This window comes from Bacillus sp. AF23 (genome assembly GCF_020861455.1).
GTDB lineage: Bacteria > Bacillota > Bacilli > Bacillales > Bacillaceae > Bacillus > Bacillus halotolerans.
The window spans coordinates 52,753-74,266 of record NZ_JAJHVY010000015.1 but is presented as its reverse complement, the minus strand read 5'-3'; the positions used below and the strand labels follow the sequence as shown (position 1 = coordinate 74,266).

The following is a 21,514-nucleotide window of genomic DNA, read 5'->3' as shown; positions in this document are numbered from 1 at the left end:
TTTATTTCAATTTGAAAGGAAGCTGAGTGGCTTTGAAACGATTTTCTTTATTATTTGCCATGTTAAGTTTATTATTGCTTCTCTTGCCTGAAAAAGCTTTAGGCGCCGTCGATTTTCCAAATACCTCGACGAATGGCATTTTAGGATTTGCCGGAAATGCAAAAAATGAAAAAGGAGTCTCTAAAGCCAGCACAACCGGCGGAAAAAACGGCCAGATCGTATATATCCAAAGTCTAAATGATTTAAAAACCCATCTGAGCGGATCAACACCTAAAATTTTAGTGCTTCAAAATGATTTAATCGCTTCTTCAAAAACAACGATAACGATTGGTTCATATAAAACACTTGTAGGTTCTTATGCTAAAAAAACGCTGAAAAATATTTATTTAACAACATCTTCTTCATCCGGAAACGTCATCTTTCAAAATCTGACCTTTGAACACAGCCCGCAGATTAATGGAAATAACGATATACAGCTTTATCTAGATTCAGGCTTCAACTATTGGATCGACCATGTTACATTTTCAGGACACAGCTATAATGCTGGCGGAAGTGACCTGGACAAGCTGTTGTATATCGGTAAATCAGCTGATTATATCACCATCAGCAACTCAAAATTCGCAAATCATAAGTACGGTTTAATTTTAGGATATCCTGATGATTCCCAGCACCAATATGACGGCTATCCGCACATGACCATCGCCAACAACTATTTTGAGAATTTGTATGTAAGAGGCCCGGGGCTGATGAGATATGGCTATTTTCATGTCAAAAACAACTACAGCAACAATTTTAACCAAGCAATTACCATCGCGACAAAAGCAAAAATATACTCTGAATACAATTATTTTGGAAAAGGCAGCGAAAAAGGCGGAATCCTTGATGACAAGGGCACCGGATACTTTAAGGATACAGGAAGCTATCCATCCTTGAACAGGCAATCCTCTCCGTTGACAACGTGGAATCCAGGCTCCAATTACAGCTACCGGGTTCAAACTCCGCAGTACACAAAAGAATTTGTCACAAAATATGCCGGATCACAAAGTACAACATTGGTTTTTGGCTACTGACACAAAGAGGGCTTGCATAACGCCAAGCCTCTCTTTATGGCTATGTATTGTTCGTCTGGCTTGTGTCTAAACTTGCTTATCAAACATATCATTCCTGCACAAGATGAACATGCTTACGGACCAAAATTTTTTCGCCAAAATGTTCACTCCATTTTCATTGAATGAACACACGGACCTCTGAATTGCTTTTCTCATTATACAACTAGGTCATTATGGTTTCATCTCAAACAAAAAGAATCCATTTCGAAAATGGATTCTTTTATCAATGTACATTCTATCATCTATAAACCAGGCCGCCATCAGTTAAAATAGCTTGACCGGTGATATAATCTGAATCATCTGAAGCTAGAAATGAGACTAAATTGGCCACATCTTCAGGTGTTTGATATCTTTTAAGTGCAATGTCTGAAGAGAATTTCTCAAAAGCTTCTCCTGGTTTTAAATCATCGCTATGTTTAACCATTTCCTCATCAATACGATCCCACATTTTTGTTTTTGCAACACCAGGACAATATGCGTTAACTGTTATTTTATATTTGGCTAACTCTTTAGCAGCTGAATGTGTAAAAGATTTCACAGCGTGCTTCGTTGCGGAATATGTGCCAAGCATTTCAAATGATTCGTGACCTGCTATACTGCATGCGTTAATGATTTTGCCTTTTGTTTCTTGCTTAATGAACTGATCAGCAGCTGCTTGAGTACCAAACACAACGCCATTGACATTAACCTTGAACAATTGATTCAGTTGTTCTTCTGTTATTTCTAAAAATGGCGAAACTGCCTCAATGCCTGCATTGTTTACAAACACATCCAAACGGCCAAATGTATCTGCCGCTGCTTTAACTAAATTGAATTGATCATCACGCTTGGATACATCCCCTTTTACTCCAGTAACATGATAGCCTTTTTCTTTGAAGTCTGATACAGTTGCCTGCAGCAGTTCCTCGTTAATATCATGCAGAACGACACTAAAACCATCCTTGCACAATCTTTCTGCTATCCCTCTCCCTAATCCGCCTGCGGAACCAGTAACTATTGCTACCTTGGTCATAAATATTCCCCTTTCGCAATGAGGTATAATGACGATATATTTATTTTAACAAACTCAATGTTTCTCCACATAATGTAAACTGCTGTCTCAAAAGAAAGCTTGTATTATATTAATTAATTTAAGTTGAAATCATTGTGTGTAAAGTAAAAAAGCTCTTCACTTCAGGATTGATCCCTTAATTGAGATGGTCTATATGACGTGTGTAACCATGACCTCATTGTTAAAGATATGGACACCGAGCTCCTATCCGTTTTCTTTAGTATTCATACGCTGTAATACATTGTATTGGAATTCATTAGACCGTACCCAATGTTTCATTGCTACGGTCTTACCCCTAAATGTAGTTTTCCTTGCTTACAATACCTTTGAATTTCATATAAGCATAGTGTAAATGCCATTGAGTTTAATTGGTCTTGATTCCAAAGCATGCGTGATGAAGTCGTTCTTTAACTGATGAAGAAGATCATCGACCTGGTCAGCTTTTTCATCATTTAACATTCAATTTTCTTAGCAAGCTTATCATCATATGTATTGCCGATGCTGCCGTCCTCTTGTTTCCTTTGTCATTCTTTAAACTGCAAGCTTTTTCTGACTCCTACTTGGTTTACATTCTTCAACTGATATACCATTATTTATAAATGAGATATATCGTTTATCAAATAGAGTTATCCAATTTACATCCTTTTTTATCAGATTCTAAATAATTAATTTATATTATGTGGTTTTAAAGAGGAGAAAGTCCCCTCTTTTACACTTGTATTTCTCCATAACATAATCTGTCACATAACTCATAGTTACCGCCAGTTTGATACATGCAACGTTGATAGCATCGTTGTGGATCATAAGAGATTGTTTGGTATTGAGGCACATGATAATTTAGATAGTACGGTGTTTGTGTATACCAAACTGGATATTGTCTAAACACATCGAACCCTCCATTCGCTCATCTAGTTTACTGTATTGTATTTACCTCACAGCCAAATGTCATTTGTCCATACGAAATTAGGCATTCTTTAGAGCAATTGATCTTTTCAACACATTTAGTTATTTTTTTATTCTTTAACAATTTATCAATTCAATTTCACTCCAATTATTTTCAACTTTGACTCATATGAGCAATAAACTTCTCCACAACCCGTTTCTTAAAAACATGTCAGCAAACTTGGTTTGGAAATCACTGTCGTTATTGAGTTTCACCTTCTCTTTCCTCCTTTTAAATCTAGATAAAAGTCTTTTTTATTTAATCTTAATCTCTTTCCTAATTATGTTAAAATAGATCAAAAAAGAAATTGTGGTGTATTTATGCTTGACTCAACTTTTCTCTTGCCATTCATGTTTGTACTTTATTTTTGTTTTATTCTATATAGAATTATTAAACGATTTATATTTAAGAAAGAACGAATGGCCAATGATAAGCATCTTGTTATTGTTTGTTTAATCGTTTACTTCTTTGAACTGATAAGCGTAACAATATTCCCTTTACCTATAGATCATCATTTAATTGCGAACTGGAGGAACGATTCTTATCATCCATTTTTGTATGGAAATAACTTTATCCCGTTTTATTTCTTTGTAGATATTTATCATCTAGGCTTGCAGTTTTTTGTGATAAGATCTCTTGGCGGAAATCTGATTTTACTGTTGCCAATTGGCTTGTTGTTCCCCCTTTTATTTGACAAGTTAAGGAACCTAAAAAGAATGTTATTAACTGGATTTTTTATTTCATTGTTTATAGAACTAACGCAACTTTCAATTTCTATGTATGTAAGAAACTCTTATAGAAGTTTTGACGTTGATGATTTAATCCTTAATACGTCAGGTGCTGCAATAGGCTACTCGCTGTTTTGTATTCTTCGATCGTTATATAAAAAATTACGATTTAAAAATGATTCTTTCATAAACATCTGATCTGTAAACAAGATATGTAGCCCTCATCAAGCAAAGACCAGCCAATGTGACAGACTTTTTGTTGAAATTCAACTAGAAAGACATAATAGGAAAAGGTAAGCATTCACTAGCGCGAGAAATGATGTTTATTGGAAGACCGCAAGGTGAAAGGATATAATCAACATAACTAATCATTTTAAGGTGATACGAAAATGGACAGTGTAATGAAATCTCATTTTGAAAATCTAGAAGCAAAGGACAAAAGCCTGCAATTAGAAGCCTTTCAGAATATTATTAACGCCACAAAGGAAAAAGTAGACTGGGCTTATGAAGTATGGGATCAATTAATAGGATGGCTGACCGATCCGGATAACCACAGGCGAGCGAGAGCTGCACAGTTTCTTGCTGGTTTAGCAATCAGTGATCCGGATAAGCGGATGCTGTACGACTTTCCAGCGTTATGGGAAGTGACCAGGGATTCAAAATTTGTAACTGCTCGGCATAGTTTGCAAGCAATCTGGAAGGTTGGCTTAGCTGGACCAGAACAAAAAGAACTGGTGCTTACTCATATTATTGATCGCTTTAAAAATGGAATGAACGAAAAACATTATACATTGATTCGCTACGATATGATTGTAGGATTAAAAAAATTATACGATGAAGATAAAGATGAGCATATTAGGGAAATAGCAATGGACTTGATTGAGATCGAGAAAGATAGCAAATATCGAAAGAAATATTTGTCAGCCTGGAAATAACCACTTTTATGTAATGCTCTGCAAACGTTAAAACAGCACTACGTCTTCGTGTGAGTGCTGTTTTTTACGCTAAAGCATCATTACAAATTACACTTGCCGCCCTCGCCCATCATGCTGCTTTTATACAGCAACTAGCTGCATTGAATGTTCATGCTCTTTCGGCGTGGTAAAAGAACATCTTTTTTTCAGGACCGTTCCAATCGTAAATCCATTTTCTCTAAGCTTTAAAGTTTGTTTCATATCAAAATTGCCCTAGCGCTGTTAATGGCAGTACCATTATTAAAATAAAATAAAAGACCAAAGAACTTCTTATTCAGCAGAACGTAATGCGTAATTATAAAAATAGACAAATGAGGGATTAATGTTGGACAAAGAATTGTACTCATGTTTAGTATGCGGGTATAAAGGATTAATAGAAAATCTTTTGTATAATGGGGAGTATCAAAAAACATTTGATATTTGTCCATGTTGTGGATTTGAATTTGGTTACAGTGAAGATCATGATGTGAAATTAGGTTTTATTGTAACACCAGATCATCTGATTGAAGCTGCATTTCAATTGTATCGTAAACAATGGATTGAGGCTGGTATAAAAATTTTTCACCCTGAAGATATCCCAAAAGAATTTAAAAACGGTGACTGCTTAAAAGCTGAAGTTTTGTTAAAACAATTGAAAAACCTAAATCTTGATATAGATAATTTTGAAATCGACGGGTTAAATGAATAATTGAAGCTAACTTTATCTGCATTTAGATTGAATCGATTCTAGAGAAGCAGGTGTATCCCCTCTTGCTATTTAACTCTTCAAATTGTTGTATACGGTAATTGTAGAGCTTTCTATTAAGCGATCATATGCGGGGGGATGCCAACCTTTATAACCATTTGAATTTTTTAATTGTTGCTTTTGGAGGATCAGATTCTTTTAGAGTGTTGAACCACACCTTCATTTTTTTACCTTCCACAAGGTCTTCTTTGTTTTCAATTTGACTTAACTCTAATATCACAACATGATTTTTATATTTTCTTATAAGTCTATCTTGAGACAATTCAAAGTCCTCTTTTTCAGGAGCATGTGTGCCCTGAAGAAAAACGGCTGACTTTTCATCCTTAAAAAGGATAAAACCAACAAGGTTCTGCATCTTTGGCGTTTTTATTTTATTTTCTTCCTTATCATTGCAGCCTGAAATAAAAGCAAGGAACACTAAGACCAATATCCCGTTTTTACGCATTTATCTCTCCCTTTTTGGCGTATGTTTTATAACAGTAAAAAAAGGCAAATCATTTTAGAGGTAATTTATAATCACGCGACACAAGAGTACTGGACCCGGAAAAACAGTACAAGTTTATAGATTTGAAGAACAGATTTACCACAGGTAAACTCTCTTCAATTCCGTTTTGCCTTTCCGTTACACATCATTTCCTAGTGCCCGCACATAAAAAATGATTGAATATTTAGTACATGGTACAATAAGGTAAAACACCTATTTCGTTAACCAATAGATTAATTTACTGACATCGCGTTGTGCCTATTGTGAAAAACTTGTAAACTTTTTGGGTAGCCATAAAATAAGGAGCGATTTTTTTGTCTAAAAACTTAGCATTTTTTCTTTTCATCTTATGTATCATCATTGAGAAAATCATGAAAAATATTGATGTCATAAGCACTGTAGCATCCTTTTGCTCTTTAGTTCTCGTTTTCATTTATTTTAAAGATGAGTTTAAAAAGCTAAAACCAAAAGCAAGGAGCATTCTGTTTTCATGCTTTTTAGTATTAACAGGGATTATAACTTTTATCATTTTAGAAGGACAGGTATTCATTAAAAACCACGATTTTTTTAACGGCTGGGAGACCATAGCAGTGATTATTTTGTTTGCAGTCCCTTTGATATCTGGTACTGTTTGCTTTAGATTGCTTTACGAGCATTTGAAAGAAATGTAAGCATTTTATGTACAGGTAAGGAACTACACTCGCATGTTTTATTTTTACTTTGAATAAAAACATGCCTTAATCATGACATGTACGTATCAATCAGATGTTTCTGAAAGGCAGACCTATATTTTGGACGTTCATCCCTAAACTTGCCATTGCAAATTTATCTTTTATACCATGGTTTCTCTTGTAATCTTATTTTATCTGTATGTTTCTCCCTACCGGTCTTCCACTCAACCTTAACAACTACATCATGTCCTATTACTTCATCTTCAGGCATAAAATCAAACGTAGCAATATGGTCTTCCATTTGTCCTCCGCCTGGCATTTCTTCACCTGTGTACTCTGATAAATCATAATCTTCTCTGTCATCGTACTTTTTACCATCTATATATAATATAATTTTTTCAACAATGGTTCTTTTCGCTTCTTTCTTGTTCCCTCGCCAGTATAAATTCAAGAAGTAATTAGGGCCAATCGAAGTTTTATCTGATTTTTCAATGGTAGAAACCCACAATCCGTTCCTGCTGCTTCCCTCATATTTTACTTTGTCTCCTGATATTATTGCAAAGAACGTTACAAAACAAATCAATAATAGAGCTGTAATGATTAGTGATTTTTTAATTTTATTTTTGCTTCTCATGTTTTCCCTCGCTTTCTTCATTTTATTAGTAGAATAAATGGGCAATATGTTACTTGAAAAAGAATATAAAAAAAGCTGCTCATAAAGCAGCCCAATCATTGTCTTTTCAGTTTTGCAGCCATATAAGACTTTCTTCTTTGTTCTCAGCTTTGTGATTCACAGCGCATCTATATTTGCTAATGACTGATCAGATGTTGATTATCTGCCTGTTAGCATCAAATGGCAAGAAGTTTACTTATAAGTATTTTAACTCCTATGTAGGTCACTATATTGTCTAATTCACCTGGTACTAACTGAATGTAAAGGTTTGTTTTAATTGGCGTCCTTCTTTTCCTTTTTGTGTCCAAATCATAACAACCTCTAATTCAGATGCCTTTTCAGCCACCATAAAATGGTTAAACTTCAGCGGGGCACCATCGTTTAAACTTTCGGCTAAGCTTATTAAATCCTCCTCCTGTCTCACACAATTTTCGTTGGGACAGCCAAAAAGTGAAAACCTAGTGGTTGAATCAGGATCATTTCTATACAATTGTACATCCACTGTAGCTACGGCTTCCCCTATGTTTTTGATTTCCATTGAATATACGTTATATTCCCCCTTTTTTGGACTCGCTAATTCCTTTGCATTTTTTGCTTCAGTTATTTCGACTGACCATTGTTCTGTTTTTTGTTTAATTGGCAACTCTGTAAATGTCAGGGCTTGAGTCTTTGTTTGAACAAAAGTCAATGCAAATAATAAAACACATAAGGAAAGTAAATGCTTCTTCACTTCGTATCTCCTTCTTTCTTTTTCATTAGCTTCCCCAATATAAGTGTCCGGTATGACGCATAAAAAAAGCCCTCATTTAGAGAGCTTTATTACAAATGCAATACTATTTCATTAGTCTGCGGGAATCTAAGCAGGACTTTCAGCAACATAACATTACAATAGCTAAATGTATGTGGTTTAGATTCAAAACAATTGAAACAAGCTTGTTTCTTTGTCGATCGAAGCAGCCTTTTGAAATGCTGCCTCTTGAGATTTCGCATTTGTCATTAGTTCATATATGAATGTGAGGACGAAGATAAGCGTAGCGTTTCCATCTATATAGTCGCCAGGGGCTATGTAAGAAGAGCTTTTGCATTGTCTAAACGCTTCTGCAAGCCTTTTGTCACCTAATGTGCATCCAGTTGCTAACACATGCACCCCTCGTAAATCTGCATACGCCCGAACTTCTTCAGGACCGAAATAACATGAATGCGGCTCGTTTTTTTCATAAACCTCTTGCCCCAATTCCGGCAATATAAATTTTCCATCTTCTCCATGAAAACTTAAAATCAAATAATCGGTTTCTCCCCTGTTCTCGCCAGAAAGCACGCTAACTAAATCATTAGGTCGTCCAACCCAATGCATGTGTACTTTTGCACCGTAATATTCAAGTGCGGAACGTAATGCAAATGATTCTAACTCACAATTTGGCCCTGCCACTAAAGTAATGCACATACTTGACTGCCTCAAAACAAATAGCCTCCCTAAAGTTATTAGTGCCCTAAATTCTAGCTTCACAAATTAAAATGAGATATCAAAAGATTCCGTTAGTTATTTCCAAATTATAATTACAAATCGTTTTGCTTGAGCAGATCAGTGAAGGGCATGCTATATGCACACCCAATGTTATCCCATCATTTCCTTCGCCAATACTAATGGCGGCCTTCATGTAATCGTTGAATTAAGAAAGTATAAAGTTTGCTTTCTCCCACAAGTCCATATCAATTATTTCTCGCACTTCATTGGGAGTCTGATGCAGAATTGTTTTCTTGATTAATCTAATTGAGTTTCAATATCATTTTAGTACAGATATCACGCTTCATGAATTGATTTTTCAGAGTCATAATTTCTATCCATTGAACGGAAATGCTCTTCTAATTCCTCAAGTGTTCGTCCCTTAGTTTCCGGCATGAATTTGTACACAAAACCGATTGCCAAGATACCCAAAGCGACAAATATAAAGAAAGTAAAGGATAAGCCTGCAGAGCTAAGCATGATTGGAAAAGCAAAACCGATGATAAAGTTTAAAATCCAGAGGAAAAATACACTGATGCCAGAACCAAGCCCTCTTACTTTTTGCGGGAATATTTCTGCAATGACCAGCCATGTTACTGGTCCGACACAGCCCTGCATAAAGGCTAGAAATAAAACGGTCAAAGATAGCACCATATACGGGAGTGCTGCTGATCCATCAAGCACGATTGAGAATATGGCAATGAATAAAAGCGCTGTGGTGGTTCCTGATAAACCAATCATCAATATCGGGCGCCGGTTCACCCTGCCAACCAGCCAAATGCCGATGATAACGGCGATGACTGATATCAATCCATTCCCAATATTAGCGATTAACGCTGCCTTTGTACCAAAACCGGATTCTTGCAGGATTTGAGTGCCGTAATACATAATCGAATTGACGCCTGTGATTTGATTAACGATGGCAACACCGATCCCAATCCATAAAAGACGGCGCAGCCATGGTGTAGAGAACTCTTTGATCGATGCCTTCTCTACATTTGAATCTTTGACTGCCGCTGCTTGTATTTCTTTAAATTCTGCTTCTGCCCTTTTCTCGTCACGTATGAGTTTAAGAACGCGCAGCGCCTCGCTTTTTTTACCTTTAGAAGTTAGCCACCTCGGGCTCTCCGGAACCCTGAGCATACTTGCAAATAATAGGAGAGCCGGTATGGCACAAAGGACAAGCATGTATCTCCAAACATGCCCTGTATCAGCCATTGCAACACCAAGAATCGCATTAAAAACGTAGGCTAAAAATTGCCCGCCGACGATCATCAGTTCATTTTGCGTTACCATACGCCCTCTTTTCTCATACGGCGCCATTTCTGCTAAAAAGGCCGGTACCATTGATGATGCCCCACCGACAGCCAGTCCCAGCAAAAACCGAAAGATAACCATCGTTAAAACATTCGGCGCAAATGCTGTTCCGAGTGATGCCAGAAAGAATAAAAAGGAAAGATTAAGGATCATTTTACGTCTGCCATAGCGGTCAGCCAATTTGCCGCACAGCAATGCACCAAACGCTGCTCCTAATAGAAGCATGCTTGTAACCAGCCCTTCTGTGACCGGTGTTAAGTTAAGTTGATCAGATCTTGCCATAAAAGGCAAAGCTCCATTTATAACTCCGGTGTCATATCCAAAGAGAAGCCCGCCAAATGTTGCTGAAATCATTATTAACTGTAAAGACGACCTAGGATTTCGTTGTTCTTTCATACCCTTTCCCCACCTTTATGAAGAATGCTTTATACATTTTTTCATTCTTGTCAACCGAGTGTGCTGGATTCACCCTTTCTCTTTTAAAGAGCAATACTCGTTTCAGCCAGGTTTTTTATTTCCCGAGACCTTATCAATCTGAAAATTAGCAATACTCTCAATGCAGCGAATGAGGCTTTTCGCAAAAACAACCTAATTGAAATCGCTTTCATTTTTTACAAGAAACATATCCACTTTTTTGTTATGTCCTAGTTATATTTTTGTTACATCCTTGTTAGGTTTGATATTATCATAATTTTAAAAGCATTTTCAGTCAATAAAAAGCTTCTGAAGTTTTTTAGCAATCATAGGATTTTCCCAGATAAAACGCCTAACACCAGGAATACATACTAATCCCCTTATGCTCCGAATGATTTCAGGAAATTCAGCTGAACATGTTCTATTTTTATTATGTTATGGTTATGTTTTTGAAACCTTTTTGTGATATCTGAATATTGATCAAGGGCTTGTACTCAAATATAAACGTGTTAAGAAAAATTACATTCACAATAAATAGCGATATCATTATAATGAATGTTGGTTGATTGAGATAGAAACAGAAGAAGGAGAAATAGAATTGAAGAAAGTACTGTTAGGCTTTAGTCTATTAGCTTTTAGTTTTTCTTTGGCAGCCTGCGGATTAAATGATACTGCTGAAAAAAGCCATTCAGATCTTAAACAGCCAGTTGCCAAGAATTCTAAATCGGAAGCAAAAAAAGGCTTGGTGGATGCTTTGTTAGAAAGGCCTGTTGACGGAGATACGATCAAAATTAGCTATAACGGCAATATTGACACGGTTCGCTACTTGCTCATTGATACTCCAGAGACTAAAAAGCCACATTCATGTGTTCAGCCATATGGCGAGGATGCATCTAAACGAAACAAAGAATTGGTTAGCGGCGGCAAGCTCCAATTAGAATTTGATAAAGGAGAGCGCAGAGATAAATTCGGAAGGCTGTTAGCTTACGTTTATGTCGATGGCAAATCTGTTCAAGAAACACTGTTAAAAGAAGGATTAGCCAGAGTAGCATATGTTTATGAGCCAAATACGAAATACATAGACCAGTTTAGAAAAGATGAACAGGAAGCACAAACGAAAAAACGTTCTATTTGGAGTAAAAACGGTTATGTGAATGCCAGAGGATTTAAAGGCTGTGTTGAGCAGCACTCAACTGAAAAACACAAGTGAAAAAAGGATATAGTTCGTGATAGATACCCTTTTGAATGAATATAATGCAATAAATCAAAAAAGAGGGTGCCTCACAAAAATGAATTCTCTACTAAAGAACGAAGACATGATTGCGATGATTAGAAATGGTCTTAGCACATCACAATACCCAAAGCACATTATTATCGTTGGCGCCGGGTTGGCCGGGCTTGTTTCTGCATCTTTACTGAAGAATGCGGGACATAAAGTGACGATTCTGGAAGCGAGTGATAGAGTCGGGGGCAGAGTTTACACGTTGCGATCTCCCTTCAGCGCCGGGCTGTATTTCAATGCTGGACCAATGCGTATTCCGGATACCCATACTCTAACCTTGGAATATATAAAAAAATTCAGCCTGCCAACAAATGTATTTTTGAACAGAACTCCAATGGACATCATTTACGCCAATGGCATTCAAACACGTCTTCTTCATTTTGAAAGCAATCCGGGTATCTTAAGATACCCAGTTGCAGCAAATGAACAAAGAAAAACGGCCGAAGAACTGATGCTTTCTGTATTGCAGCCTATCCTCAATTTTATTTATGGAGATCCTGCGAGAAATTGGCGGATTGTTGAAACACAATACCGGAACCATTCGTTAGGCTCTTACTTGAATACTTATTTTTCATACGGTGCAATCGATATGATCGGCGTACTTTTGGATATGGAAGCATATATGGGGATGTCCCTTGTTGAAGTGTTACGGGAATCCATCTTTTATACGTCGCCAACTCGCTTCTATGAAATAACAGGCGGCATGGATCTGCTTCCTCAAGCCTTTCTTCCTCAATTAACAGAACATACTGTCTTCCATCATAAAATGGTGAAAATATCTCAAAACCAAAACAATGTTACGGTTAACTGCATTCATCAACAGACAGCAAAACATTTGGCAGTGACAGGCGATCTCGCTATCATAACCATTCCATTTTCAACATTGCGTTTTGTACAAGTTGAACCATATGATTCATTTTCCTATTATAAACGGCGGGCTATTCGTGAACTCAACTATATTGCCGCAACAAAAATCGGAATAGAGTTTAAGAGCCGTTTTTGGGAAAAAGCTGGGCAGCGCGGCGGCAAATCGATAACTGATCTTCCGATTAGATTTTCGTATTATCCCAGCATTGACATTGGCTCGAATGGACATGCTGTCGTTGTAGCGAGTTACACATGGGCGGATGAGGCACTGATATGGGACAGTCTTTCAGAGGGAGAGCGCCTCCGCTATACGTTAATGAATTTATCGGAAATCTATGGTGATGTTGTATGGTCAGAGTTTGTTACTGGCGCTTCTTTTAGCTGGACCCAAAATCCATATTCAGCCGGGGGTTTCACAGCTTTCGAACCAGGACAGGAATTACAGCTGTATTCATACATCCCTGCCCCTGAAGGGAAAATACATTTCGCTGGAGAACACGCCTCACTTACTCACGGATGGATGCAAGGAGCGATTGAATCCGGAATACGAACGGCGTATGATGTGAATCGTATAACTTAAATCCTACGTTTTTTATATCCGTTTTAGCGACTCCTTTAGATAGATTTGATATTGCTTTTTAAAACAGCAATTAGATCGTGTAGCTAATCACAAACACCCCTTCACATTTAATGTGAGGGGGTGTTTGTGCGTAGACAATACTTCCGATTTGATCGTAAATCAAGAGTTTGGACTGAAACCAAATCAGATTTGAATCAAATCTTAAAAGGATGATTTACTGCTTGAATTTCCTTCCAGATTGAAGGTTGCATTGTAATGAATTGACATGTTTCCAAGTTATGAGTAAGTCTTGGTTGTATCGAATTTCTTGCCTTTTCGAATAAAGCATTCCCAATGCTACTTCACTGGGCACTAAACGCGCCGCCGCTATTGAGCGTCATACTGGTGTTCCCATAATCCTTCCGCAATAGCCATCTTGGGAGCCGATTTGAGCTGTAGTTTTGTCATCAAATGCCTTTGTTGATGATTAGTCGTTAATTGTTTTTTCGTTGATCCCCTGACAAAAAACACATTGTTTTTGAACCATACTTATAATTGGTTTTTTCGAAAGCTCTTCAAGGCTGTATTTAGATCCTTTGTGTGAGCGTAAATTTTCTTATACACATCGAATAGTGTTTTATATTTTTGAACATTTTTTTCCTTTGGATAAAATGTAGCAGCCTCGCGAATGAACTGCTCTGCACACTCTTCAAGAGATTCAAACCACCTACTTCCAAAGGCAGCTATCATAGCAGCACCCATGGCCGGGCCTTGTTCATTTGCCAACTTTATCACTCTCGCATTGAAAATATCAGCTTGCATTTGAAGCCACGTTTCATTTTTAGCTCCTCCACCAATAGAAACAACAGTATGCACTGATTTTCCCGCTTCTCGAAATAGCTCAATTGATTCATGTAAAGAGAATGTAATGCCTTCCATAACCGCCCTCAAAAAATGCTCTCTTTTATGTGCTCCATCCATTCCAATTAAGCTTCCCCGAATAGAAGAATCAGCATGCGGCGTTCTTTCACCTACCAAATAAGGAGTGTATAGCAGTCCATTTGCTCCTATTGGAATAGATTCCACCCCCTGCAATAATTGCTCAAACGATTCGTTTGGGGCAAACGTTCTTTTGAACCAGTCCAAGCTGTACCCTGCAGCGAGCGTGACTCCCATCGTATAAAAAGAATCCTTTTTTCCATGATTAAAAAAGTGCACTTTCCCTTTAAAGTCTCTTTCTTCGCCTTCTTCGTATGAAAGTATGACCCCTGACGTTCCAATACTGCATAATGTTTTTCCGGAAGAAAGAATGCCGGCTCCAATCGCACCACAAGCATTATCTGCTCCCCCAGCGTACACTTTTGTTTTTTCCGACAGCCCTGTCTCCGCCGCAACGTTCGGAAGCAGCGATCCTACACAATCATGAGATTCAACAAGCGGAGGACAAATATCTGCAGAAATGCCAAATCGATTGCAAATATCATCGCTCCACTCCTTGCGAGTAATATGTAAAAGTAACGTTCCTGCTGCATCGGAGTATTCGGTGTGAATGGCACCGGTCATACGAAATCTCACATAGTCTTTCGGAAGCAAAAAAACAGCCGTTTTTTTAAAAAGTTCAGGCTCATGTTCCTTCACCCATAAGATTTTAGGTAATGTAAACCCTTCTAAAGCACGGTTTTTTGTGATGTTAAGCAGATGATCACCGAATTTCTCGGTCATCTTAATACATTGAGGCGTGGTTCTGGTGTCATTCCAAAGAATCGCATGACGTAACACCTGCCGATCTTGGTCAAGCAGTACTAACCCATGCATTTGTCCTGAATAACTTATCCCGTCAATATCCTTGGCTTGAACGTTGGATATGGACACCAATTCAGTCAATGCATCAATTGTTTGCTGCACCCAGTCTTCAGGATTTTGCTCACTATATCCCGCCTTCTCTTGAATGAGCGGATAACTTCTGGACGTTTCTGCACAAACCTTGCCGTTTTGATTAACTAAAATCGTTTTTACAGCACTCGTTCCAAGATCTATTCCAATGACATACTTCATTTTTTCACCCCTTACCCTTATAAAAAACCATTCACTCTAAATAAATGCCCAGTTATAGAAATTACCCGTCATAACAATAAGCAAAAGTTAAGGGATCATGACGGGTAATCTCAGGTATTGGCTATCATGCTATACCTTTTTATAGCAGTTCTCTTTATCTGTTATACTTCTAAAATGTATTGGTTCAATATAGCTTTTAATCGCTCCTGTCTTCCTGATTCGTTTTTAATTGCTTTATTATTTAGCGCATATTTCTCAAGAGTATGGAAATTAGCTCTTCCTTCTGTAATTTCAAGACCAATTCCTTCAGAAAAGCTGCGATAACGATGTTGAATCACATCATCAAACACACGATCTTCGATCAATTTATGGGCTACTCTCAATCCTCTTGCAAATGCATCCATCCCTGCAACATGGGAATATATTAAATCATCAGGCTCAAAAGAAGACCTTCTCACCTTCGCATCGAAGTTTAATCCACCGCTTCCAAGGCCGCCATTTTGCAGGATTTCGTACATTGCTAATGTCGTAGAATATAAATCCGTCGGAAATTCATCTGTATCCCAGCCTAAAAGAGGATCACCCTGATTCGCGTCAACAGAGCCAAGAAGACCATGTACTCTTGCCATCCGTAATTCATGTTCAAATGTATGCCCTGCTAAGGTGGCATGATTGGCTTCGAGATTTAATTTAAAATGATTGTCTAAGCCATATTGCTTTAAAAAGGCAATGGTTGTTGCTGCATCTGTATCATATTGATGAGTGGTCGGCTCTTTTGGTTTTGGCTCAATCAAAAACTGCCCTGTATATCCGATTTCCTTCGCATAATCCACTGCCATATGCATGAATCTCGCCAAATTATCAAGCTCCAATTTTAAATCGGTATTTAACAATGTTTCATATCCTTCACGTCCGCCCCAAAATACATAGTTCTCGGCACCAAGCTCTTTTGCTGTTTCTAACCCTTTTTTTACTTGTGCTGCAGCATACGCAAACACATCTGCATTGCAGGAAGTCGCCGCACCATGGACGAAGCGGGGATTCGTGAACATGTTTGCAGTATTCCATAATAGCTTAACGTTGCTATTTCTCATATACTCTTTAATCATACCCACGATGATATCTAAATTTTGATTTGTCTCTTTTAACGTACTTCCTTCTGGTGCAACATCTCGGTCATGAAAAGCAAAGAATGGTGCATCTAGTTTTTCAAACATCTCAAATGCTGCGTCTACTCTCGCCTTCGCCAGATCCATTCCTTTATAGTGATCCCATGGTCTTTGCATCGTAGCTGCCCCAAAAACGTCTGTTCCATCAGCGGTAAATGTATGCCAATAGGCAATAGAAAATCGCAAGTGCTCTTTCATCATTTTTCCGCCAATTACTTCTTGAGAATTATAATATTTAAATGCTAAAGGATTAGTGGAATCTTTCCCTTCGTAAACCACTTTGTTTACGCTTTCAAAATAGTTGACTGAACTAGAATAAGATTGAGCCATGTTATTTCCCCCTTAAAAATCATTTCAAATACATGCACGTTTTATTTCATATTGTAAGTAAGTTGTCTGTTAGTTTGTTGTCCGAACAAACTAACTTATTTTCATCTTATATAACCTCATCAGTATTTTCAATATTTTTTTTGTTTTTTATGAACACATTAGATATAGTAAAGGTAAGATTCGCTATGTACTATGTCTCATACTGAAAACAATACATTTCAACTTAATTTAAAGATTATACAAATGGAGTGGATTAAGTGGTTATCGCTGATCAAACCTTTGTCAAAAAAGTAAATCAAAAGTTATTATTAAAAGAAATTCTTAAAAATTCACCTATTTCAAGAGCAAAATTATCTGAAAAGACTGGATTAAATAAATCAACTGTTTCATCACAGGTAAACACGTTAATGAAAGAAAATCTTGTATTTGAAATTGGTCAGGGACAATCAAGTGGCGGAAGAAGACCTGTCATGCTTGTTTTTAATAAAAAGGCAGGATACTGCGTAGGAATAGATGTTGGTGTGGATTATATTAATGGCATTTTAACAGACCTTGCAGGAACGATCGTTCTTGATCAGCACCATCATTTGGAATCGAATTCTCCAGAAAAAACCAAAGACATTTTAATTGATATGATTCATCACTTTATTACGCATATGCCACAATCTCCATACGGGCTTACTGGTATAGGCATATGCGTGCCTGGACTAGTTGATAAAAATCAAAAAATTGTTTTCACTCCGAACTCCAACTGGAGAGATATTGACTTAAAATCTTTCATACAAGAGAAGTTCAATGTGCCCGTTTTTATTGAAAATGAGGCGAATGCTGGGGCATATGGAGAAAAAGTATTCGGTGCTGCAAAAAATCACGATAACATTATTTATGCAAGTGTCAGTACAGGGATAGGGATCGGTGTTATTATCAACAATGATTTATATAGAGGGGTCAGCGGATTCTCTGGAGAAATGGGACATATGACAATAGACTTTAATGGCCCTAAATGCAGTTGCGGAAACCGAGGCTGCTGGGAATTGTATGCTTCTGAGAAGGCTTTATTAAAATCTCTTCAGACTAAAGAGAAAAAAATGTCCTATCAAGATATTATAGACCTTGCCCACCGGAATGATATCGGAACTTTAAATGCATTACAGAATTTTGGATTCTATTTAGGAATAGGCCTTACCAATATTCTAAATACATTCAATCCTCAAGCCATCATTTTAAGAAACAGCATAATTGAATCGCATCCTATGGTTTTAAATTCAATTAGAAGTGAAGTGTCGTCCAGGGTTTATTCCCAATTAGGCAATAGCTATGAATTATTACCGTCTTTCTTAGGAAAAAATGCACCGGCATTAGGAATGTCCTCTATTGTTATTGATCAATTTCTGGATATGGTTACAATGTAATTTATGATTAAAATGTACAGATCTCTGTGTCCTGCGCTCATCTTTAAAGATGAGCTTTTTGTTTGTTATATTAATGTTGAATAGGAGTATTTCTGAAGGATATGAAAAAAGGAGTTCTAAAATAGAAGTCTCCTTTTTTCATGCACAAATTATTTTTCTTTATAGCGAAAATATCTAAAGTCGGCCGGAATATTGTTACCACTGGTATCTTGGCATTGCATCCCTACAAAGGCTCCCGTGAAAAATCCTCCTCCACGGATGTAATCATCTGATAATTTTTTCGATTCCAATGCAATGTCAATTTTGTGCCAATCTTCTTTGTTAAAAGAATAAAAATAATAATAATTTTCCTTTTCAATATTTACTTTTAAATATACATACTTTACTTCACGAGGAATAACAATTTTATTTTTTAATGGTTGTGAAAAAGAAAAGTTATCACATATTGTTAATTCAAGAATACGGCCAAGGTCTTCATCATGCGTGACTTGAAGAGCCGTCCAGTTTTCTGTATTGTAATAGTTCACCAATCCAGCAGCTTGTTGAAAATTCTCCGGATAAAACTCAACAGCCGTTTCTGCTTCAAAATGGAGACTTTGCCAACGTCTGGCCACAAATGCCTGAGTAAAAGTCGAGGTTAATGATTCATGACCGTATAATCGTAAATGATTTGGCACTTGAGTTAATGAACCTAATTCATTCGTAAACGGGATCCTTAAAGTTTGAAAATTTATATTTAATGTTGAGTCCTCAAATTCATCAACTTCCGGGTACGTTGCTTGAAACATTGTATTAGGTATAGAAGGCGCTTCTACCTCCAAGCTTCCTTCTTTTCCACCTACTACATAAGGCCATTCATCTTTCCAATCCAGTTTTTGAATAGCTGTTTCTCTGCCTAAAGGGCAATATCCTCTCTGCTGAAAAATTGAATCATCGTCAGGATGAATAGGACGTCCCGTTAAATGAGCTAAATACCACTCATCTGTATGTGTTTGAACAATGGATGCATGACCGCATTTTTGCAATGGATTTCCTGGATCATGCCATGATGTTAAGATTGGATTATCGGGATGAACTTCATATGGTCCCTCAATATTTTTAGAACGGGCAATTGTAGCAGCGTGTTCAAACCGTGTTCCTCCTTCTGCAGTCAATAAATAATAATAGTTCCCGATACGGTAAAGGTGCGGCGCTTCTGTCAGCTTTCTTTCAGTTCCTTTAAATATCACTTTCGGTTTACCGATTAGTTTTTGCTCCTTATCAGAATATTCCTGCATGACAATGCCTCCAAAGGAGTGCCGATCAATACGCTGATCCCATAACATATTTAATAAATATTTTTTTCCATCCGTATCATGGAACAAAGAAGCATCAAATCCTGAGCTATTTAATTTGATCGGCTCCCCCCAATCGCCATTAATCGTTTCGCAAGTCACTAAATAATTGTGACAATCTTTCCAGGCGCCATCTACGACCTTAACATCCGTATAGATCAGCCAAAACTTTCCGTCACTGTAACTTAAACATGGTGCCCATACCCCGCCTGAATTAGGGTTTCCTTTCATGTCTAATTGTGAAACTCTCTGTAAAGGATGTGCGACTAAGCGCCAATTCACTAAATCTTTTGAATGGTGTATCTGGACACCTGGAAACCACTCAAATGTAGATACAGCGATATAATAATCCTCCCCTGCCCTGCAAATACTTGGATCGGGATTAAATCCTTTAAGTACTGGATTGGTAATCTTCATTTGGGACTCCTCCTCAGTCTATTTTCTTTTTTAAGCTTTGAAATCATCAATATGATCCAAATAAACTTTGTCTCTATTCTCTAATTCTCGAACCATGTTTTTATATTTTTTCTCATCTAAGTTATAGAAATTAATATCAATTAAAGCCAGAGCCAGCAAGAACACGGGAATAATGGTTGTTGTAATTAAAATCCCCGTTAATGCCGCCGGGGTTTGTGCCTGATTTGCCACATATCCAAACTTATCAAGAACCAGACCCGGAACAACTCCTCCTAAGGCCATACCAAACTTAAAGAAAAATCCGATGATAGCGTAAATAAGCCCACCCATTCTTTTCCCAGTCCTGTACTCTCCATATTCTATTGTTTCAGGAATAAGCGCCCACATATATCCCCCGGCAGTGAGACTTCCAGCAGCAGCGATTAAGCGACAGAAAAGTATGAGATATACATTACTTGGCGGAACAAACAGTAAAGCTAAGAGGCCGATTATATTCAGTAATAAAGCATAGTTTAGTAATTTCTTCTTCCCCAAAAATTGATGAAGCCTTGGAATAAACGGTAAAATGACCAAAGCGGGCAAACTTCCTATCAAACCGTACCACTTCACCAAATCCTCTCTTTCTAAGTTATACGTTACGTAATAAATGCCAACCGAATTACTGATGGAATTCACTCCAAAAATAATAATAAAGAAAATACTTAATACAACAAGTGGACGATTAACACGAAACTGCTCAAATATATCCGTAAATTTAATTTTTTCTTCGGATTTTTGAAGAGTGACACGCTCTTTTGTGCTTTTAAAACAAAAGATTAAAAGGCACCCTCCTATCAATCCTAAAATACCCATGGTTAGCTGCCAGCCAAGAGATTCGTTGCCGGAAGTATCGCTTAAATAAGCAGCCAATAAGGGAACAAAAAATGCAACGACAAGTCCCCCAAGATTCGCAAATAACATACGAACTGATGTTATACTAACCACTTCTTGATTATTTCTAGTCATTGCAGAAGTTAACGCGCCATATGGCACGTTAATCGTTGTGTATGTAAGCGACAAGCCAACATAGGTCATATAGGCATATATTAATTTCCCCATATCTGAAAAATCTGGTGTTGTAAAACAGAGTATTGCCAGTATGACAAATGGGAAAGCTCCGAATAAAAGATACGGTCTAAAGCGTCCAAACCTGCTATTTGTTCTGTCTACTACTGTTCCAATAAAAGGGTCAGCGAGAGCGTCGATGATTCTAACCACTAAGAACATGGTACCGGCTGCTGCTGCCGATAAACCAAATACATCTGTATAGAAGAACAAAAGATAAGTAGACACCGTTGCATAAATTAAATTACATGCAAAATCTCCAGAAGCATAGCCAACTTTTTCAGTCATGCTAATCTTCTTTACATTTTCACTGACCATGATCTTTCCTCCCTTTTCGATCATTAAATAAGGAACAGTATGCAATGGTATAAA

The 21,514-nt window shown here is 37.3% G+C and carries 18 protein-coding genes and 1 pseudogene; 8 read left to right on the top strand and 11 right to left on the bottom strand.

The window, feature by feature from the left end; translation table 11 throughout:
* The first annotated feature begins 59 nt into the window (after positions 1-59).
* Positions 60-1,070 (top strand): polysaccharide lyase family 1 protein, encoded by a 1,011-nt coding sequence (locus LNN34_RS06010; protein WP_416378568.1) that lies wholly within the window; start codon positions 60-62, stop codon positions 1,068-1,070.
* A 277-nt stretch (positions 1,071-1,347) separates the two neighbouring features.
* Here the strand turns inward: LNN34_RS06010 and LNN34_RS06005 are convergent, their stop codons facing one another.
* Positions 1,348-2,121: an acetoin reductase gene (locus tag LNN34_RS06005; protein WP_229042979.1), complete on the bottom strand. Its 774-nt coding sequence runs from the start codon at positions 2,119-2,121 to the stop codon at positions 1,348-1,350.
* Positions 2,122-2,302: 181 nt separating this feature from the next.
* Positions 2,303-2,684 (bottom strand): annotated as a pseudogene (locus LNN34_RS22060) (thymidylate synthase); the annotation flags it as partial.
* A gap of 739 nt (positions 2,685-3,423) precedes the next feature.
* Here LNN34_RS22060 and LNN34_RS06000 point away from each other — a divergent pair.
* The 3 genes from LNN34_RS06000 to LNN34_RS05990 all read left to right on the top strand — a co-directional run bounded on the left by LNN34_RS06000 (position 3,424) and on the right by LNN34_RS05990 (position 5,493).
* Positions 3,424-4,029, top strand: coding sequence for a VanZ family protein (locus LNN34_RS06000; protein WP_324251394.1), 606 nt, complete (start codon positions 3,424-3,426; stop codon positions 4,027-4,029).
* A 191-nt stretch (positions 4,030-4,220) separates the two neighbouring features.
* A complete protein-coding gene (locus tag LNN34_RS05995) occupies positions 4,221-4,766 on the top strand; it encodes a hypothetical protein (RefSeq protein ID WP_044155637.1) in 546 nt (181 codons plus the stop codon).
* Positions 4,767-5,127: 361 nt separating this feature from the next.
* Positions 5,128-5,493, top strand: a complete 366-nt coding sequence (locus tag LNN34_RS05990; RefSeq protein ID WP_059336535.1) for a hypothetical protein — start codon at positions 5,128-5,130, stop codon at positions 5,491-5,493.
* Positions 5,494-5,638: 145 nt separating this feature from the next.
* Here the strand turns inward: LNN34_RS05990 and LNN34_RS05985 are convergent, their stop codons facing one another.
* Entirely contained in the window at positions 5,639-5,995 is a 357-nt protein-coding gene (locus LNN34_RS05985) for a DUF3221 domain-containing protein (RefSeq protein ID WP_059336536.1), read from the bottom strand.
* Between the two features lie 353 nt (positions 5,996-6,348).
* Between LNN34_RS05985 and LNN34_RS05980 the strand changes: the two genes are divergently transcribed.
* A complete protein-coding gene (locus LNN34_RS05980) occupies positions 6,349-6,705 on the top strand; it encodes a YoqO family protein (RefSeq protein ID WP_044155632.1) in 357 nt (118 codons plus the stop codon).
* A gap of 154 nt (positions 6,706-6,859) precedes the next feature.
* Here LNN34_RS05980 and LNN34_RS05975 read toward each other — a convergent pair whose 3' ends face one another.
* The 4 genes from LNN34_RS05975 to LNN34_RS05960 all read right to left on the bottom strand — a co-directional run bounded on the left by LNN34_RS05975 (position 6,860) and on the right by LNN34_RS05960 (position 10,595).
* Complete coding sequence (locus tag LNN34_RS05975) at positions 6,860-7,339, bottom strand: DUF4944 domain-containing protein (RefSeq protein WP_202657147.1); 480 nt, start codon at positions 7,337-7,339, stop codon at positions 6,860-6,862.
* Positions 7,340-7,628: 289 nt separating this feature from the next.
* A complete protein-coding gene (locus LNN34_RS05970; RefSeq protein WP_202657148.1) occupies positions 7,629-8,108 on the bottom strand; it encodes a hypothetical protein in 480 nt (159 codons plus the stop codon).
* Between the two features lie 183 nt (positions 8,109-8,291).
* Complete coding sequence (locus LNN34_RS05965; protein ID WP_059336539.1) at positions 8,292-8,837, bottom strand: hypothetical protein; 546 nt, start codon at positions 8,835-8,837, stop codon at positions 8,292-8,294.
* Between the two features lie 342 nt (positions 8,838-9,179).
* Positions 9,180-10,595, bottom strand: a complete 1,416-nt coding sequence (locus LNN34_RS05960; protein WP_229042977.1) for a sugar porter family MFS transporter — start codon at positions 10,593-10,595, stop codon at positions 9,180-9,182.
* A gap of 616 nt (positions 10,596-11,211) precedes the next feature.
* On the opposite strand from LNN34_RS05960, the gene LNN34_RS05955 reads away from it, so the two are divergent.
* Positions 11,212-11,823, top strand: coding sequence for a thermonuclease family protein (locus tag LNN34_RS05955; protein WP_044155626.1), 612 nt, complete (start codon positions 11,212-11,214; stop codon positions 11,821-11,823).
* 79 nt (positions 11,824-11,902) lie between these two features.
* Positions 11,903-13,342: a flavin monoamine oxidase family protein gene (locus LNN34_RS05950; protein ID WP_229042976.1), complete on the top strand. Its 1,440-nt coding sequence runs from the start codon at positions 11,903-11,905 to the stop codon at positions 13,340-13,342.
* A gap of 528 nt (positions 13,343-13,870) precedes the next feature.
* Here the strand turns inward: LNN34_RS05950 and xylB are convergent.
* Together xylB and xylA are read right to left on the bottom strand one after the other, a co-directional pair.
* A complete protein-coding gene (gene xylB, locus LNN34_RS05940) occupies positions 13,871-15,376 on the bottom strand; it encodes a xylulokinase (RefSeq protein WP_229042975.1) in 1,506 nt (501 codons plus the stop codon).
* 161 nt (positions 15,377-15,537) lie between these two features.
* Positions 15,538-16,875, bottom strand: a complete 1,338-nt coding sequence (xylA, locus tag LNN34_RS05935; RefSeq protein ID WP_229042974.1) for a xylose isomerase — start codon at positions 16,873-16,875, stop codon at positions 15,538-15,540.
* Between the two features lie 257 nt (positions 16,876-17,132).
* Here xylA and LNN34_RS05930 point away from each other — a divergent pair, with 257 nt between their 5' ends.
* Complete coding sequence (locus LNN34_RS05930; protein WP_229042973.1) at positions 17,133-18,287, top strand: ROK family protein; 1,155 nt, start codon at positions 17,133-17,135, stop codon at positions 18,285-18,287.
* 149 nt (positions 18,288-18,436) lie between these two features.
* On the opposite strand, the gene xynB is transcribed toward LNN34_RS05930, so the two are convergent.
* Entirely contained in the window at positions 18,437-20,038 is a 1,602-nt protein-coding gene (gene xynB, locus LNN34_RS05925; RefSeq protein ID WP_069487370.1) for a xylan 1,4-beta-xylosidase, read from the bottom strand.
* A 30-nt stretch (positions 20,039-20,068) separates the two neighbouring features.
* Entirely contained in the window at positions 20,069-21,460 is a 1,392-nt protein-coding gene (locus LNN34_RS05920) for an MFS transporter (protein WP_044155618.1), read from the bottom strand.
* Between the last annotated feature and the right edge of the window lie 54 nt (positions 21,461-21,514).

Coding starts and splice junctions, on each gene's coding strand:
- LNN34_RS05995 (WP_044155637.1), top strand. CDS start 4,221: ATGGACAGTGTAATGAAATCTCATTTTGAAAATCTAGAAGCAAAGGAC.
- LNN34_RS05960 (WP_229042977.1), bottom strand. CDS start 10,595: ATGAAAGAACAACGAAATCCTAGGTCGTCTTTACAGTTAATAATGATT.
- xynB (WP_069487370.1), bottom strand. CDS start 20,038: ATGAAGATTACCAATCCAGTACTTAAAGGATTTAATCCCGATCCAAGT.
- LNN34_RS05920 (WP_044155618.1), bottom strand. CDS start 21,460: ATGGTCAGTGAAAATGTAAAGAAGATTAGCATGACTGAAAAAGTTGGC.
- xylB (WP_229042975.1), bottom strand. CDS start 15,376: ATGAAGTATGTCATTGGAATAGATCTTGGAACGAGTGCTGTAAAAACG.
- LNN34_RS06005 (WP_229042979.1), bottom strand. CDS start 2,121: ATGACCAAGGTAGCAATAGTTACTGGTTCCGCAGGCGGATTAGGGAGA.
- LNN34_RS05950 (WP_229042976.1), top strand. CDS start 11,903: ATGAATTCTCTACTAAAGAACGAAGACATGATTGCGATGATTAGAAAT.
- LNN34_RS05990 (WP_059336535.1), top strand. CDS start 5,128: ATGTTGGACAAAGAATTGTACTCATGTTTAGTATGCGGGTATAAAGGA.
- xylA (WP_229042974.1), bottom strand. CDS start 16,875: ATGGCTCAATCTTATTCTAGTTCAGTCAACTATTTTGAAAGCGTAAAC.
- LNN34_RS06010 (WP_416378568.1), top strand. CDS start 60: ATGTTAAGTTTATTATTGCTTCTCTTGCCTGAAAAAGCTTTAGGCGCC.
- LNN34_RS05985 (WP_059336536.1), bottom strand. CDS start 5,995: ATGCGTAAAAACGGGATATTGGTCTTAGTGTTCCTTGCTTTTATTTCA.
- LNN34_RS05975 (WP_202657147.1), bottom strand. CDS start 7,339: ATGAGAAGCAAAAATAAAATTAAAAAATCACTAATCATTACAGCTCTA.
- LNN34_RS06000 (WP_324251394.1), top strand. CDS start 3,424: ATGCTTGACTCAACTTTTCTCTTGCCATTCATGTTTGTACTTTATTTT.